Below are 16,557 nucleotides of genomic sequence, written 5' to 3'. Positions count from 1 at the left end.
ACCGGCGGCATCGACCTGTCGGTCGGGTCCGTCGTGGCGATGACGGCCATGGTGTCGGCCTGGCTGCTCCAGGAGGGCCTGCCGGCGGCGCTGGTGCTCGTCATCGCCCTGCTCATCGGGCCGACGCTCGGCCTGCTGATGGGCTGCGCCATCCACTTCTTCGACATCCAGCCGTTCATCGTCACACTCGCGGGGATGTTCTTCGCCCGGGGGATGTGCACGTTCATCTCCGGCTCGTCCATCCCGATCACCGACGGGTTCTGGACCAGGATGTCGCAGGAACGGATCGGTGATCCCCGGGGCAACTTCGTCTCGATCAGCGTGCTGATCGCCTTCGTCGTGGTCGCCGTCGCCGCGTACGTGCTGGCCTACACCCGGCTGGGACGCAACGTGTACGCCATCGGCGGCAACCCCCAGTCGGCCCTGCTGATGGGTCTGCCGGTGGGGCGGACCAGGATCGCCGTCTACACCATCAGCGGTCTGTGCTCCGCGATCGGCGGGATCCTGCTGTCCTTCTACACCCTCTCCGGCGCGCCGTTGATCGCCGTCGGGATGGAGCTGGACGTCATCGCCGCCGTCGTCATCGGAGGCACGGTGCTCACCGGCGGCTCGGGTTACGTGTTCGGCACCGTGCTCGGCGTCCTGGTGCTGGGCGTGATCCAGACCCTCATCACCTTCGATGGGAGCCTCAACTCCTGGTGGACGAAGATCGTGATCGGCGGTCTGCTCTTCGCGTTCATCCTCCTCCAGCGCCTCATCGGAATCCGTTACAAGTGACAGTTCCTCTCGCGGAAGGCAACCCCATGGCACCACAAACCCAACCCGAGATCTGGTTCCTCACCGGCAGCCAAGGCATGTACGGCGAGGAGACGCTCCGGCAGGTCGCCGAGCAGTCCCGCCAGATCGCGGCCGCGCTCGACGACTCGCCGCAGATTCCCGCCCGCGTGGTCTGGAAGCCCGTCCTGACCAACAGCAGTGAGATCCTGCAGGTCTGCCGGGACGCCGCCGCCCAGGGTGCCGTCGGGGTCATCGCCTGGATGCACACCTTCTCTCCGGCGAAGATGTGGATCTCCGGTCTGGACGCGTTGCAGACGCCGTTGCTGCACCTGCACACCCAGGCCAACGTGCTGCTGCCCTGGAACGACATCGACATGGACTTCATGAACCTGAACCAGGCCGCCCACGGCGACCGGGAGTTCGGGTACATCCAGACCCGTCTCGGTGTGGCCCGCAAGACGGTGGCCGGGCACGTCAGCGACCCGCGGGTCACCGCCCGGGTCGGGGCGTGGGCACGTGCTGCGCTCGGCTGGTCGGCGATGCGGTCGCTGCGCCTGGCCCGCTTCGGTGACAACATGCGCGACGTCGCGGTGACCGAGGGCGACAAGGTCGAGGCGGAGCTGCGGTTCGGGGTCTCGGTCAACACCTACGGCGTCAACGACCTGGTCGAGGTGGTCGGCCAGGTCACCGACGCGCAGGTGGACGACCTGGTCAAGGAGTACCAGGACACCTACCGCATCGGCGGCGACCTGCTGCCCGGCGGCGATCGGCACGACTCGTTGCGGTACGCGGCCCGCCTGGAGCTGGGCATGCGCACGTTCCTGGACGCGGGCGGGTTCCGGGCCTTCACCACGAACTTCGAGGACCTCGGGGGCCTGCGTCAGCTGCCGGGCATCGCCGTGCAGCGGCTCATGGCCGACGGCTACGGCTTCGGTGGCGAGGGCGACTGGAAGACGTCGGTCCTGGTGCACACGCTCAAGGCGATGTCGGTGGGCGTGGACGGCGGCACGTCGTTCATGGAGGACTACACCTACGACCTCACCCCGGGCGAGGAACTGGTGCTCGGCGCACACATGCTGGAGGTCTGTCCGACCATCGCCTCCGATGTTCCCAACGTGGAGATCCACCCCCTGAGCATCGGCGGGCGGGAGGACCCGGTCCGGCTGGTCTTCGACGCCGCGCCCGGCCCGGCGGTGGTGCTCGGTCTGGCCGACATGGGGGAGCGCTTCCGGCTCGTCGCCAACGAGATCGACGTGGTCACTCCGCCGCAGCCGCTGCGCCGGCTGCCGGTGGCCCGTGCCGTCTGGCGTCCGCGACCGGACCTGCCGGTGTCGGCGGAGTCGTGGATCACCGCGGGCGCGCCGCACCACACCGTTCTGTCGCAGGCGGTGGGGGTGGAGGAGTTGCACGACCTGGCCGAGATGAGCCGCACGGAACTGGTCGTCATCGACGCCGACACCCAGCCCCGCCGCTTCGCCGACGAGATCCGCTGGAACCAGGCCTACTACCGGTTGGCGCGCGGCTTCTGACCGATTCGCTCGGAGCGTCCGGAAACGGGTGGTACATCCCTGCCTGCGGGCCGGGGTGGCCACCCGTTCGCGCGTGGTCCTGGCAGGAACGCGGACCGACTGTGTTACGTCTTGACTAACAGCATGTTATCGCTCACAGTCTATAGCCAAGATGGTCGATGTCTTGACTGTCCGGCCATGCGCGCGTTGCACCCCCTCGGTTGCGGCACCTCGTCGCCGCGACGGTCGGGCTGGCGGTGTTAGCGATCACAAGGTCGGACGCGGGTCAACTCGGTGCCCCGCCCGGTGCCGCGGACGCCGACCCAGACCGCTCGGTTCGCGTCAGCAGAGGAGGATCATGCTTTCCATCGGTCGGGTTCCCCGAGGTGCGCCACGTCGGCGCGGGTGGCTGTCGAGACTCGCCGTCGCCGCTATGACACTGGTGGTCGGTGGCGCGGCCGTAGCCGTCGCCTCGTCGCCCGCGTCAGCGGCCACCGTCGACACCAGCGCCTGGTACGTGTTGGTGAACCGCAACAGCGGCAAGGCCGTGGACGTGTACAACCTGGCGACGAACGACGGCGCGCGGATCACGCAGTGGACGCGCAACAACGGCAACCAGCAGCAGTGGCAGTTCGTCGACTCCGGAGGCGGCTACTACCGACTCAAGTCGAGGTTGTCGGGCAAGGTGCTGGACGTCTCCGGCCGCTCGACCGCCAACGGCGCCAGCGTCGTGCAGTGGACCGACAACAACGGCACCAACCAGCAGTTCCGGCTGGCAGACTCGGACGGCGGGTACGTCCGGTTGATCAACCGCAACAGCAACAAGGCGATGGAGGTGCAGGGCGCCTCGACCGCCGACGGCGGCAACATCGTGCAGTACGACGACTGGAACGGCGCGAACCAGCAGTGGCAGCTCGTCCGCGTCGACGGCGGGACCGACCCCACGACGCCACCGCCGTCCGGCACGTACTCGAACCCGGTGGTCTGGCAGGACTTCGCCGACGTCGACATCATCCGGGTCGACAACGCCTACTACATGTCGGCGTCCACCATGCACTACTCGCCGGGAGCGCCGGTGCTGCGCTCGTACGACCTGGTGAACTGGGAGTTCGCCGGTCACTCGGTGCCCCGACTCGACTTCGGCTCGAAGTACGACATGAGCGGTGGTAACGCGTACGTCGACGGGATCTGGGCGTCGACGTTGAACTACCGGCCGAGCAACCGGACGTACTACTGGGCCGGGTGCATCGACTTCGCGCAGACCCACATCTACACCGCGTCCGCCGTCGACGGTGCGTGGAGCAAGCACACCACCATCCCGAACTGCTACTACGACGCCGGCATGCTGATCGACGACAACGACACCATGTACGTGGCGTACGGCAACGGCACCATCAGCGTGGCGCAGTTGTCCGCGGACGGGAAGTCGCAGGTTCGCGCCCAGCAGGTCTACACCACGCCGTCGAGCATCGGCACGCTGGAGGGCGCCCGGTTCTACAAGCGCAACGGCGCCTACTACATCTGGCTCACCCGTCCGGCCAACGGCCAGTACGTGCTGAAGTCCACCAACGGCCCGTTCGGCCCGTACGAGCAGCGTCAGGTGCTGCTCAACCTGCCCGGCCCGATCTCCGGTGGCGGTGTGCCGCACCAGGGTGGGCTGGTGCAGACCCAGAACGGCGACTGGTACTACATGTCCTTCGTCGACGCGTACCCCGGTGGTCGGATGCCGGCGATGGCCCCGATCACCTGGACCGGCGACGGCTGGCCGGTGCTGCAGACGGTCAACGGCACCTGGGGCACCTCGTACCCGAAGCCGAACCTGCCCGCGCCGCCGCGTGCGGTCAAACCGCTGACCGGCACCGACACGTTCGCCGGCACCACCCTCGGCCCGCAGTGGGAGTGGAACCACAACCCGGACAACAGCAAGTGGGCGGTCAACAACGGGCTGAACCTGCAGACCGCCACCGTCACCGGCGACCTGTACAAGGCGCGCAACACGCTGACCCACCGCATCCAGGGCCCCACCTCGACCGCGACGATCGAGTTGGACTACTCCACGATGCGCGACGGTGACCGGACCGGCCTGGCGGTGCTGCGCAACTCGTCGGCCTGGATCGGGGTCCGACGGGACAACGGGTCGACACGTCTGGTCATGCAGAACGGCCTGACGATGGACGGCAGTTGGAACACCACCAGCACCGGCAGCGAGGTGGCGAGCACCGCTGTCTCGGGTGGCCGAATCTGGTTGCGGGCCAACGCCGACATCAGACCCGGGTCGGGCCGGCAGGCGCGTTTCTCGTACAGCACGGACGGGGTCAACTTCACCTCGTTCGGCAACGCGCTCACCCTGGCGAACAACTGGCAGTTCTTCATGGGCTACCGGTTCGCCATCTTCAACCACGCGACCCAGGCGCTCGGTGGCGCTGTCACCGTGCGCCGATTCGACCTGACAACGCCGTGACACCAGTCACAACAGGATCGGTCTGATCCGGTGGCGTGGGCGCGCACGTGCCCGCCGGCCCGTCGAGCCCGCGCCACCGCGTGATGCCGTCGCCGGCCTGCTCCACGCTCTGTCCAGGGAGCGCAGGGCAGGCCGGCGTGGCGTCTGGCAACGACGGAGTACGCCGCTTGGCCGCGTACTTCAGGAGGGGATGCGTTGCGCGGCTCTGGCGCGTTGCGCGGACCCCCTACCGCCGTCCCGTGTTCGGGGCGGTGGCTGGCGTAGACTGTCGGCGATCCAGCGCTGGTCACCTGGGATTCAGCACCGGCGTGGTGACTGAGCGAGGGGGATCGGGCCGGGCCGCTCCAGTCGACGTCGACGGGCTGCGGGCCGGAGATGCAGCGGGGGGAGCGAAATGGCCGTCCACGGTCCCGCGATGACGGACGTTGCTCGTCTCGCCGGTGTCTCCCATCAGACGGTGTCGCGGGTGCTCAACGGGCACCCCAACGTCCGTGAGCAGACCCGGCTCCGGGTTCGCGCGGCGATCGCCGAACTCGGCTACCGTCCGAACGGCGCGGCACGCGCGCTGGTGACCGGTCGATCGCAGGTCATCGGCGTGGTCGCACAGAACACGACGCTCTACGGCCCCGCGTCACTGCTGGCGGCGTTGGAGCAGACGGCCGCCGAAGAGGGCTTCGCGGTCAGCGTCGGCAGCGTCCGCAACCTGGACCACCGGTCCATCTCGGCGGCCGTCGAGCGGCACCTGTCGCACCGAGTCGCCGGCATCGTGGTCATCGCGCCGGTCGAGTCGGCCGGTGAGGCGCTGGAACGCCTGCCGAAGGATGTCCCGCTGGTCACGGTCGACGGTGACCCGAGCCGACCGGTGCCACTGGTGACTGTCGACCAGGTGGCGGGTGCCCGGGCGGCGACGCAACATCTGCTCGACGCGGGGCACCGCACCGTCTGGCACGTCTCGGGCCCGTCCGACTGGTTCGACAGCGTCGGTCGGATCGACGGCTGGCGGGAGGCTCTGCTGGCCGCCGGGCTGGTTCCGCCACCGCTGATGCCGGGGGACTGGTCCGCGGCCTCGGGTTACCGGTGTGGGCAGATGTTGGCGCGGATGCCGGAGGTCACCGCGGTCTTCACCGCCAACGACCATCTCGCGCTGGGCGTGCTGCGGGCGTTGCACGAGTTCGGCAAGCGGGTGCCGGACGACATCAGCGTCGTCGGATTCGACGACGTGCCCGAGGCGGCGTACTTCATTCCACCGCTGACCACCGTTCGCCCGGACTTCGACGCGGTGGCGCGGGCGAGCCTGCAGATGCTGCTGAGCCAGATCGAGTCGGGCACCGGCGGGGCACTACGGCAGACCGTAGCCCCGACACTGGTCTCCCGCGAGAGCGTCGCGCCACCGCGTCGCTGACGCTCGTCCGTCGACGGACTCGGTTGGATTGCCGCAGAGCACTCCTATCGATGCTCGGCAATGCACCGAGGGCAAGGTATTGAACCTCATGAAATGTCGCCGTAACATGATGGGCGTCTCTGTTAACGCTAACAATATTGGCGTCCAGCAATAGGCCCAGCGACCCAAGATCGTAGTCAGGGGCGGGCGCCACCGACAAGGAGGCTCGATGAACCGCATAACCCGAGGTCGTCGCTGGGGGAGCGTACTGGCGGCCGGAGTGCTGCTCGCCGGCGCTCTGGTCGGCCTGCGCGCCCCCGCTGCGCAGGCACTGGACAACGGCGTGGCGCGTACTCCCCCCATGGGTTGGAATTCGTGGAACTCGTTCGGCTGCAACATCAACGAGGCGCTGATCCGGCAGACGGCCGATGCGATCGTCAGCAGCGGTATGCGGGACCTCGGCTACAACTACGTCGTGGTCGACGACTGCTGGTTCAACCCCAACCGGGACAGCTCCGGCAACATCCAGGGCGACCCCAGCCGGTTCCCCAGCGGGATGAAGGCGCTCGGCGACTACCTGCACGCCCGGAACCTGAAGTTCGGCCTGTACCAGGTGCCGGTCGACAAGACCTGCGCGCAGTACTTCGGCGCCTACCCCGGCGCGACCGGCAGCCGGGGCCACGAGGTGCAGGACGCGCGCCAGTTCGCCGCCTGGGGCGTCGACTTCCTCAAGTACGACTGGTGCTCGCCGGAGGGCAGCATCAACGACCAGGTGACCACCTTCGCCAAGATGCGTGACGCGCTGGCCGCGACCGGCCGACCGATCGTCTACAGCATCAACCCGAACAGCATCCACGCCAAGACCGGCCCGCAGCGCAACTGGGGCGACGTGGCGAACATGTGGCGAACCACCGAGGACATCACCAACGCGTGGGACACCGGTCAGAGCAACGGCTACCCGATGGGCATCCAGAACATCATCAACGTGACCGTCCCGCTGGCGTCCTACGCGAGGCCGGGTGGGTTCAACGACCCGGACATGATGGAGGTCGGCCGGGGTGGCATGAACGACACGGAGATGCGCAGCCACTTCGCGATGTGGGCGATCATGGCGTCTCCGCTGATCGCCGGCAACGACGTGCGGAACATGAACTCCGCGACGCAGACCATCCTCAAGAACGCCAACCTGATCGCGATCAACCAGGACTCGCTCGGGTTGCAGGGGACGCAGGTGTCCTTCGACGGCACCCGTCGGGTGCTGGCCAAGCCCCTCGCCAACGGTGACGTCGCCGTCGCCCTGTTCAACCAGGGCGGCTCGACGACGACGATCTCGACCACGGCCGCGGCCGTCGGCAAGTCCGGCTCGTCGTTCACGCTGGTGGACGCGTGGACGGGTGGCACCAGCTCCAGCAGCGGGACGATCAGTGCCAGCGTCCCCGCGCACGGCACCGTGGTGTTCCGGGTCAGCGGTGGTGGGACGACCACTCCGCCGCCGACCACGTCGGGAGCGTTCGCGAGCGCCGCCTCCGGCCGCTGCCTGGACGTTCCGCAGAGCAACACCACCAACGGCACCCAGCCGGTGATCTGGGACTGCAACGGCGCCGCCAACCAGAACTGGACCCTCAACGGGCAGACCCTCCAGGCTCTCGGCAAGTGCCTGGACGCACCCCTCAACGCCACTGCCGGCACCAAGGTGCAGATCTGGGACTGCAACGGGGGAGCCAACCAGCGGTGGGCGATCAACGCCAATGGGACGATCAGCGGCGCCCAGTCCGGGCTCTGCCTGGACGTCAACAACAACGCCACGGCCAACGGCACCACAGTGCTTCTCTGGACCTGCACCGGGGCGGCGAACCAGCGGTGGACGCGGCGATAGCCGATCGGGTCGGCCGACCGACCAGGTCGGGGCAACCCACCTGATCCTCGGAAGTGCCGGTGCCCGCTGACGACAGTCGTCGTCGGCGGGCACCGCTCTCTGCGGGGTCGCGCCGATGACGGTGAGTCGTCGCGTCAACCACTTCCCGCTGACCGACCGCATGACTACGCTCGCCTGGATGCTCCGTTACGAGACCGTGACACCGGTATTTCGGCTCTGGTGTTGACGTGAACTTTGTGAGCGCTAACACTACCCGAAAGATGACAGTTGGCCCCGGCAGTCGCGGGGAGTCCAGAGAGGAGAAGCCCGTGGGCAGGAAATTCCTGGTTGCTCTGGGCAGCGCGGCACTGGCGTTGAGCCTGGCGGCGTGCAGTGGCGAGGGTGCGGGCAGTAACGGCAGCAGCGGGGGTGACAAGCCCAGCGACCTGACCATCGGCGTGTCCATGCCGACCCAGACCTCGGAGCGGTGGATCGCCGACGGCAACGCGGTGAAGTCGAAGCTTGAGGCCAAGGGCTACAAGGTCGACCTCCAGTACGCCGGTGACGACATCCCCACGCAGTCGCAGCAGGTCGACCAGATGATCACCCGCGGCGCGGACGTTCTGGTCATCGCGGCGATCGACGGCACCGCGCTCAGCAGCCAGTTGCAGGCCGCCGCGTCCGCGAAGATCCCGGTCATCTCCTACGACCGGCTGATCCGCGGCAGCAAGGACGTCGACTTCTACGTCAGCTTCGACAACTACAAGGTTGGCGTCGCCCAGGGCACCGCACTGCTCGTCGGCCTCGGCCTGCTGAACAAGGACGGCTCGAAGGGCACGGCCAAGGGGCCGCTGAACGTCGAGCTCTTCGCCGGGTCGCTGGATGACAACAACACCCAGTACTTCTTCGGCGGAGCGATGGACACGCTGAAGCCGTTCATCGAGAACGGCACGCTGGTCGTCAAGTCCAAGCAGACCACCCCCGAGCAGGTCGCCATCCTGCGGTGGCAGCAGGAGACCGCGCAGAAGCGGATGGAGAACCTGCTCACCTCCAGCTACAACGACGGCTCGAAGGTCGACGGGGTGCTGTCGCCGTACGACGGCATCTCCCGGGGCATCATCACCGCCCTGCAGAACGCCGGCTACGGCAGCGGCGCGAAGAAGCTCCCGGTGGTGACCGGCCAGGACGCCGAAATCGCCTCGATCAAGCTGATCAACGACGGTGTGCAGAGCTCCACGGTCTTCAAGGACACCCGCCTGCTGGCCGACCAGGCCGTCAACGCCGCCGAGGCGTTCCTGCAGAAGAAGCAGCCGCAGGCCAACGACTCGGAGACGTACAACAACGGTGTCAAGGTCGTCCCGGCGTACCTGCTGCCGATCGCGACCGTCTACAAGGACGACATCAAGGCGACCCTGATCGACTCCGGCTACTGGACGGCGGAAGAGGTCGCCGCCGGTCAGGCCAAGAAGTAAGCCACCCGTCGGGCCCGGCGATCATCGCCGGGCCCGACGCTGTGGTGTACCGCGTCCGACCTGACAGAGGACAGTGACCATGGACGACACCATCCTGGAGATGCGCCGCATCACCAAGACCTTCCCCGGCGTGACCGCGCTGGAGGACGTCACCCTCGCGGTGCGTCGCGGGGAGATCCACGCCATCTGCGGGGAGAACGGCGCCGGCAAGTCCACCCTGATGAAGGTGCTGTCCGGCGTCCACCCGTCCGGCTCGTACGACGGTGAGATCCTCTTCGACGGCAAACCGATGCAGTTCCGGGGCATTCGCGACAGCGAGGCCAACGGCATCGTCATCATCCACCAGGAGCTCGCCCTGGTGCCGTACCTGTCGATCGCGGAGAACATCTTCCTCGGCAACGAGCGGCGTGGCCGCAGCGGGCTCATCGACTGGAACTTCGCCAACGCCGAAGCGGCGAAGCTGCTGGCGTCCGTCGGGCTGCACGAGAACCCGGTCACCCCCGTCATCCAGCTCGGCGTCGGCAAGCAGCAACTGGTGGAGATCGCCAAGGCGCTGTCGAAGAAGGTGCGCCTGCTCATCCTCGACGAGCCGACGGCCGCACTCAACGACATCGACTCGGCGCACCTGCTCGACCTGTTGCGGGCCCTCAAGGAGCAGGGCATCACCTGCATCATGATCTCGCACAAGCTCAACGAGATCACCGCCATCGCCGACTCGACCACCGTCATCCGGGACGGGCGCGCCGTGGAGACCCTGGACATGAAGTCCGACGAGGTGACCCAGCAGCGCATCATCCGGGGGATGGTCGGGCGCGACCTGGACAGCTTCTACCCCGACCGAGAGTCGTCCCCCGGCGAGGAGGTCCTCCGGATCGAGGACTGGACGGTGCGGCACCCGGTCCAGGACCGGAAGGTCGTCGAGGGCGTCGGCCTGTCCGTCCGCGCCGGCGAGGTCGTCGGCATCGCGGGTCTGATGGGCGCCGGGCGGACCGAGCTGGCGATGAGCGTGTTCGGTCGCTCGTACGGCCGTGACATCAGTGGCCGGCTGTTCGTGCGCGGGCGCGAGGTGCACGCGCGTACCGTCGCCGAGGCGATCGACAACGGCATCGCGTACGTCACCGAGGACCGCAAGCGGTACGGCCTCAACCTCATCGACGACGTGCGGCGCAACGTGTCCGCCGCCGCGTTGGACCGGCTGTCCCGCCTGGGCTGGGTGAACGGCAACGAGGAGATCAAGGTTGCCGAGGCGAGCCGCAAGGAGATGAACATCCGGACGCCGAGCGTCATGGCGGTGGTGGGCAAGCTCTCCGGCGGCAACCAGCAGAAGGTCGTGCTGTCGAAGTGGCTGTTCACCGACCCGGACGTGCTGATCCTCGACGAACCCACCCGAGGGATCGACGTCGGCGCCAAGTTCGAGATCTACACGATCATCAATCGGCTGGTGGCCGCCGGTAAGGCGGTGATCGTCATCTCCTCCGAGCTGCCGGAGCTGCTCGGGATGTGCGACCGCATCTACACCCTCGCCGCCGGCCGGATCACCGGTGAGATGCCGGTGGCCGAGGCGACTCAGGAGAGCCTCATGGAGCTGATGACCAAGGACAAGGAGCTCGTCGGATGACCAGCATCAAGACCCCTTCGACGGAGCGCCCGACGCCCCCGGACAGCACGCCCGCCGCCGCCCTGCACAGCGGGACGAGCGACCTGCGGGCGCTGGTGTTGAACAACCTGCGGCAGAGCGGGATCTACGTCGCGCTGGTCGTCATCGTCGGGCTCTTCGCGATCCTGACCGACGGGGTGCTGCTGAGCCCGGGCAACATCACCAACATCGTTCTCCAGTACTCGTACATCCTGGTGCTGGCGATCGGGATGGTCATCCTGATCATCGGCGGGCACATCGACCTGTCGGTCGGGTCGGTCGTCGCGCTGACCGGAGCGGTGTCCGCCGTCCTGGTGATCCAACAGGGCTACCCCTGGTGGGTGGGCGTCCTCGCCGCGCTCGCCGTCGGTGTCGCGGTCGGTGCCTGGCACGGCTTCTGGGTGGCGTACGCCGGCATCCCGGCGTTCATCGTGACCCTGGCCGGCATGCTGCTGTTCCGGGGCCTCACCCTGCGGGTGCTCGACAACATCTCGCTGTCGCCGTTCCCGTCGGAATACCAGCAGGTCGCGGCGGGCTTCCTCAACGGCCTGCTCGGCGGCAACGGTTTTGACGCTTTCACGCTGCTGATCGGTGCCGTCGCGGTGGCCGGTTACGCGGTGAGCGGCTTCCGCACCCGCGTGGCGCGGATCCGCTACCAGCAACCCGTCGAGTCGTTCCCGCTGTTCGTCGCCCGGGTCGTCGTGGTCGGCGCGGTCATCATGTACTTCGCCTGGCAGCTGGCGCACGCCCGTGGCCTGCCGATCGTGCTGATCATCCTCGCGGTCCTCGTGCTGGTCTACGGCCTGCTCACCCGGCGTACCGTCTTCGGCCGCCAGGTGTACGCGATCGGCGGCAACCTGTCGGCGGCGGCGCTGTCCGGCGTGAAGGTCCGGACCGTCAACTTCTGGATGTTCGTCAACATGGGCTTCCTGGCCGCGGTGGCCGGCGTCATCTACTCGTCGCGGTCGAACGGCGCCCAGCCCGCCGCCGGCAACATGTTCGAGCTGGACGCGATCGCCGCGGCCTTCATCGGCGGTGCGGCGGTCACTGGTGGTGTCGGCACCGTCGTGGGCGCGATGGTCGGTGGTCTGATCATGGCGGTGATGAGCAACGGCATGCAGCTGATGGGTATCGACCAGTCGACCCAGTCGGTGGTGAAGGGTCTCGTCCTGCTCGTCGCCGTCGCCTTCGACGTTTACAACAAGCGCCGGGCCGGCACGGCCCGCTGACGTCGCAACAGCACGACCGTGGCCCCTGCCCGCCTCTGCGGACAGGGGCCACGCGTCAATGGGTGGTCGGTAGGCACACCGTGCCCGCCTCGGCCCCGCGCCGGCACCCGGCACGCTGGTTGAGGGCTTCCCGCGCCGATGCCTGAGCCGCCCCGCGGGGTGCACCCCATCTGTCGGTGGTCCTGTAGAGCTGCCCCATATCCGGGGCAGCTCGACAGGAGTCGGACACACCCAGGGCCTGCCAGGGAAGCGACAGCGAAGCGCCGCAGGGTCGGGCGCGAGACGATCCCGCTGCGCCGCGGACGACGCAGCGGGATCACGCGGTCAGTGGCAGTTGCCGGTGCCGCTGTCGTTGTAGGTCTGCCCGGCCACCGGCACGAACTGCCAGTCGTAGCTGCCGGAGTGCAGGGTGAACTTCAGGACGCCCCACGCCGAGCTGTTGCGCGCCTCGCTGTTGGGCTGGATGGTGCCGAAGCCGTAGTGGCTCGCACCGCCCATTCCGGCGACGAAGCTGCGCATGCCCCGGCTGGCGTCCGCGCCGCCGGAGGGGTTCATCGGCGCGAACCGTTCGTACACGTGGTTGTGCCCCCACACCACGACGTCGGCGTTGTGGTCGTAGAGCGCCTGGTACAGCGGACGCGTCGACGTCGACGGCGCGTGGTTGGAGCTGGACGTGAACAGCGGGTGGTGCCAGTACGCGAGGGTGCACGGCTTGCTGTTGGCCGCCAGGTCCGCGCGCAGCCACTGCTCCTGGGTCGAGCCGGCCGACATGCTGATGTTCGAGTTGAGCGACACGATGTGCCAGTTGCCGAGGTCGAACGAGTAGTAGCCGCGGCCGCTCGGGCCGGCGGACGTACCGAAGTAGTTGTAGTAGCCGGTCGCTCCCGACGTGTTGTAGTCGTGGTTGCCCGGCGACGGGCGGGTGCGCGTCTTGTGTCGACCCCAGGTGGGCTCGTAGTAGCTGCTGAACTGCGACGCGGTGCCGCTGTCGTAGACGTTGTCGCCGGTGGTGAAGACCGTCCCCGGGATGTTGTCGAGCAGCGTCGCCGTGGCGCTGTCGCCGGCACCCGAGTCGGCGATGTCGCCGGCGCCGACGAACACCGGGTCCCCGGACGGGGGTGGCGTGGTCCCGGTGGTGACCACCAGCTGCGGGGCGTCGGCCCCGCTCTCGCGGGTGTCGTAGTAGGCGCCGTCGCCGCTGGAGGAGGTCGCACCGAAGCTGTACGTGCCGTTGCCGGTGACCGCCGCCGTGACGTCGACCTCGTACCAGGTGTTGCCGCTGACCGCGCCGACCGTGCCGAGCGTGGCCCCGTCGATGGTCGGCTGGTTGTTCCAGGTGGTGCCGGTCTCGGACCACGTCGTGTTGGACATGCGGCGGAACGTGCCACCGCCGTCGCTGCCGCTGTTGCCACTGATCGTGCGCAGTCGCAGCTTGGCGCCGGTCACCGTGCCGCTGACGCCGCTCACCGTGAAGCGCAGGAACGAGCGCCGCACCGGCGAGTTGTCGACCACGATCTGCGTTGACGTGCCGTAGTTGGTGGAGGCCGTGTCGCTCTGGACGTAGGTGTCGGCGACCGGCGTGAACGTCACGCTGGCCGCCGACGCCGCGACCGAGCCGGTGAGGACGACGGCGGCGCTGGCGACGACGAGCACCGCGGCCGTTGCCAGCGTCAGCGGTGGGCGGGCGAATCGAATGTCCATCCAGGACCCCTTCTCTGCGGGTGGAGAGCGCAAGGAATGTAGGAAGGCCGATGAACCGACGCACTGCCGCCAGATGAACAGTACGCTCAAACAGCGAAACTTCTCGATGTTTGTCACCTGTTCATCCGTCGCATGTCTGCGTGACGCCCACCGTCCCTTGCGGCCCCTCCGACCCGGTCGCCACGATGGCTGACCGTCAGTCGTCGACCCGAGGAGATGCTCGTGTACCTGTCGACCGTCTCCCGGCCGGCCGCCGAGGAACCCGGACCCGGACCCGGACCCGGACCCGGACCACGGCGCCGGCGGTTCGCGTTGGTCAGCGGCAACGTCGTCGCACTCGGCACGGTCAGCCTGATCACCGACATCTCGGCCGAGATGGTGGCCGCCGTCCTGCCCCTCTATCTGGTGCTGGGCCTGCAACTCAGCCCGGTGGCCTTCGGCGTGCTAGACGGCGTCCACACCGGCGCCACCGCCCTGCTGCGGGTCGTCGGTGGCTTCGCCGCCGACCGGTTCCGGCGGCGCAAGCTGATCGCCGGCATCGGCTACACGCTCTCGGCGGTCGCGAAGCTCGGTCTGCTGCTCGCCGGCCGGTCGATACCGGCGATCGGCGCCGTCATCGCCGTCGACCGGCTCGGTAAGGGTGTACGCAGCGCGCCGCGCGACGCGCTGATCACGCTCTCCAGCCCACCCGAGGCGCTGGGTCGGGCGTTCGGGGTGCACCGGGCGATGGACAGCTTCGGGGCGTTCCTCGGGCCGCTCGCCGCGTTCGCGGTCCTGCTGGTCGTCGGGCAGTCCTACGACGCGGTCTTCGTCACCAGCTTTTGCATCGCCGCCCTGGCCGTGGTCGTGCTCGTGCTCTTCGTCCGCGAGCGTCCGGCCGGTGAGCCGACGGAGCAGCCGAGCGACCGGACCGAGCAGCCGAGCGACCCGACGGTCTCCGTGCGCGAGGCGTTCGGTCTGCTGCGTGGCGGGCCCGCCCGCCGACTGGTGCTGGCCGCGGCGATGCTCGGGTTGGCCACCATCGGCGACGGCTTCGTCTACCTGTTGCTGCAACGCCGGGAGGACCTCGGTCTGCGCTGGTTTCCACTGCTCGCGGTGGGGACCAGCCTGGCCTACCTGCTGCTCGCCGCCCCGCTCGGCGTACTCGCCGACCGGATCGGCCGCCTGCCCGTGGTGATCGGCGGCTACACCGCCCTCGGCGCGACGTACCTGCTGCTGGCCGGTCCGGTCGACGGTTGGCCCCTGATCGCGCTGACGCTGGCCCTGTACGGCGCGTTCTACGCGGCCACCGACGGCGTGCTCATCGCGCTCGCCGGCCCGGTGCTGCCGGCGCGGCTGCGGACCACCGGTATCGCGCTCGTGCAGACCGGGCAGGCACTGGCGTACCTCGTCTCCTCCGTCCTGTTCGGTCTCGCCTGGCAGTCGTGGGGACCGGAGAACGCGATCCGCGCGGCGGCCGTCGCCGTCGCCGGGGTCCTGGTCGGCACGCTCCTCCTGCTGGCCTCCCCGTCCCGCCTGATCACCCGGAAGGTGCCCCGATGACCGTGATGTCGACCCGAGCCAAGATCGGTGTGGTGGTCGCCTCGGCCGTGCTGCTGGGCAGTGTGGCGGCCGGCTATGTGGCCATGGCGGCGGAACCTGCCCCACCGCCGCCTCCCGCCGCCGGCGACCAGGCGGTCACCCTGACACCCGGCCCGCGCCTGTTGGCGATCACCGACCGGTACGTGTCCACCGTCGCGACGGCCGACCCCGCCGGGTCGCGTACGGTCTCCGGCCTGGAATGCCTCCGGGTGTACGCCGCCGCCGGCACCGGTGTCTGCCTGAAGCCGGAGACCGCGTGGTCGTACCGGATGGTCGTGCTCGACGCGGCGCTGCGCGAGACGCGGGCGATCAGCGTGCCGGGCCTGCCGAACCGGGCCCGGGTCTCGGCTTCCGGCCGGATGGTCTCCTGGACGACGTTCGTCGGTGGCGACTCCTACACCTCCAGTGGCTTCTCCACCCGCACCGGCATCCTCGACACCACCACCGGCGCCACGGTGGCCTCGCTCGAGGAGTTCGCGGTCACCCGGGACGGCCGGAGCTACCGCCACCCGGACGTGAACTACTGGGGTGTCACCTTCACCGCCGACGACAACCGCTTCTACGCGACCATGTCGACCGGGGGCAGGAGGTATCTCGTGCGGGGTGACCTCGCGGCCCGTACGGTCGAGACGCTGAAGGAGAACGTCGAGTGCCCGTCGCTGTCACCGGACGGCACCCGGCTCGCGTTCAAGGAGGCGATCGACGCCGACCCGGCGAAGGGTTGGCGTCTCTCGGTCCTCGACCTGGCGACCATGCGGGTCACCGCGACGGCCGAGACGACCAGCGTGGACGACCAGGCGGCCTGGCTCGACGGCGCCACGCTGGCCTACACGTTGCGGCAGAGCGACGGCCGCCCGGACGTGTGGAGCGTCCCGGCCGACGGGTCAGGGGCACCGAAGCTGGTGATACCCGGGGCCGAGTCGCCGTCTCCACTCACCTGACGGAACGTGCTGCAC

Annotated in this window: 11 protein-coding genes; 10 read left to right on the top strand and 1 reads right to left on the bottom strand. The window is 68.7% G+C overall.

Going from position 1 to position 16,557, the window contains the following annotated elements; genetic code table 11:
• From KBX34_RS12155 to mmsB, 8 genes are all read left to right on the top strand, one after another.
• A partial coding sequence (locus KBX34_RS12155) for a sugar ABC transporter permease YjfF (RefSeq protein ID WP_210925020.1) occupies nt 1-777 on the top strand: 777 nt, incomplete at its 5' end.
• A gap of 26 nt (nt 778-803) precedes the next feature.
• Nucleotides 804-2,306, top strand: coding sequence for an L-arabinose isomerase (gene araA, locus KBX34_RS12150; protein ID WP_099851814.1), 1,503 nt, complete (start codon nt 804-806; stop codon nt 2,304-2,306).
• Nucleotides 2,307-2,643: 337 nt separating this feature from the next.
• Entirely contained in the window at nt 2,644-4,746 is a 2,103-nt protein-coding gene (locus KBX34_RS12145) for a family 43 glycosylhydrolase (RefSeq protein WP_210925018.1), read from the top strand.
• A 415-nt stretch (nt 4,747-5,161) separates the two neighbouring features.
• The gene (locus tag KBX34_RS12140) at nt 5,162-6,148 is read left to right on the top strand and encodes a LacI family DNA-binding transcriptional regulator (protein ID WP_172861988.1); all 987 of its coding nucleotides are present in this window, start codon (nt 5,162-5,164) and stop codon (nt 6,146-6,148) included.
• A 208-nt stretch (nt 6,149-6,356) separates the two neighbouring features.
• The gene (locus tag KBX34_RS12135) at nt 6,357-8,003 is read left to right on the top strand and encodes a ricin-type beta-trefoil lectin domain protein (RefSeq protein WP_210793449.1); all 1,647 of its coding nucleotides are present in this window, start codon (nt 6,357-6,359) and stop codon (nt 8,001-8,003) included.
• Nucleotides 8,004-8,311: 308 nt separating this feature from the next.
• The gene (gene chvE, locus KBX34_RS12130; protein WP_141908591.1) at nt 8,312-9,454 is read left to right on the top strand and encodes a multiple monosaccharide ABC transporter substrate-binding protein; all 1,143 of its coding nucleotides are present in this window, start codon (nt 8,312-8,314) and stop codon (nt 9,452-9,454) included.
• Nucleotides 9,455-9,533: 79 nt separating this feature from the next.
• The gene (gene mmsA, locus KBX34_RS12125) at nt 9,534-11,072 is read left to right on the top strand and encodes a multiple monosaccharide ABC transporter ATP-binding protein (RefSeq protein WP_088947126.1); all 1,539 of its coding nucleotides are present in this window, start codon (nt 9,534-9,536) and stop codon (nt 11,070-11,072) included.
• Nucleotides 11,069-12,319 carry a multiple monosaccharide ABC transporter permease gene (gene mmsB, locus KBX34_RS12120; protein ID WP_088947127.1) on the top strand — a complete coding sequence of 417 codons (1,251 nt, stop codon included), beginning with the start codon at nt 11,069-11,071 and terminating at the stop codon, nt 12,317-12,319. Before mmsA ends, mmsB begins: the two co-directional genes overlap by 4 nt.
• A 324-nt stretch (nt 12,320-12,643) precedes the next feature.
• Here mmsB and KBX34_RS12115 read toward each other — a convergent pair whose 3' ends face one another.
• Nucleotides 12,644-14,020, bottom strand: a complete 1,377-nt coding sequence (locus KBX34_RS12115) for a DNRLRE domain-containing protein (RefSeq protein WP_210925015.1) — start codon at nt 14,018-14,020, stop codon at nt 12,644-12,646.
• Between the two features lie 222 nt (nt 14,021-14,242).
• Between KBX34_RS12115 and KBX34_RS12110 the strand changes: the two genes are divergently transcribed.
• Nucleotides 14,243-15,562, top strand: a complete 1,320-nt coding sequence (locus KBX34_RS12110) for an MFS transporter (protein ID WP_374223676.1) — start codon at nt 14,243-14,245, stop codon at nt 15,560-15,562.
• Nucleotides 15,559-16,542, top strand: coding sequence for a PD40 domain-containing protein (locus KBX34_RS12105; protein WP_210925012.1), 984 nt, complete (start codon nt 15,559-15,561; stop codon nt 16,540-16,542). The genes KBX34_RS12110 and KBX34_RS12105 overlap by 4 nt, the downstream gene beginning before the upstream one ends.
• The last annotated feature ends 15 nt before the right edge of the window (nt 16,543-16,557 follow it).

The organism is Micromonospora sp. M61 (genome assembly GCF_018070245.1).
Taxonomy (GTDB): Bacteria; Actinomycetota; Actinomycetes; order Mycobacteriales; family Micromonosporaceae; genus Micromonospora; species Micromonospora zamorensis.
The sequence above is the reverse complement of the archived record's forward strand: the minus strand, read 5'-3'. Positions and strand labels throughout refer to the sequence as shown.

Bases quoted from the DNA above. Each gene is read 5' to 3' on its own strand.
- araA (WP_099851814.1), top strand. From the start codon at position 804: ATGGCACCACAAACCCAACCCGAGATCTGGTTCCTCACCGGCAGCCAA.
- KBX34_RS12145 (WP_210925018.1), top strand. From the start codon at position 2,644: ATGCTTTCCATCGGTCGGGTTCCCCGAGGTGCGCCACGTCGGCGCGGG.
- KBX34_RS12140 (WP_172861988.1), top strand. From the start codon at position 5,162: ATGACGGACGTTGCTCGTCTCGCCGGTGTCTCCCATCAGACGGTGTCG.
- KBX34_RS12135 (WP_210793449.1), top strand. From the start codon at position 6,357: ATGAACCGCATAACCCGAGGTCGTCGCTGGGGGAGCGTACTGGCGGCC.
- mmsA (WP_088947126.1), top strand. From the start codon at position 9,534: ATGGACGACACCATCCTGGAGATGCGCCGCATCACCAAGACCTTCCCC.
- mmsB (WP_088947127.1), top strand. From the start codon at position 11,069: ATGACCAGCATCAAGACCCCTTCGACGGAGCGCCCGACGCCCCCGGAC.
- KBX34_RS12115 (WP_210925015.1), bottom strand. From the start codon at position 14,020: ATGGACATTCGATTCGCCCGCCCACCGCTGACGCTGGCAACGGCCGCG.
- KBX34_RS12105 (WP_210925012.1), top strand. From the start codon at position 15,559: ATGACCGTGATGTCGACCCGAGCCAAGATCGGTGTGGTGGTCGCCTCG.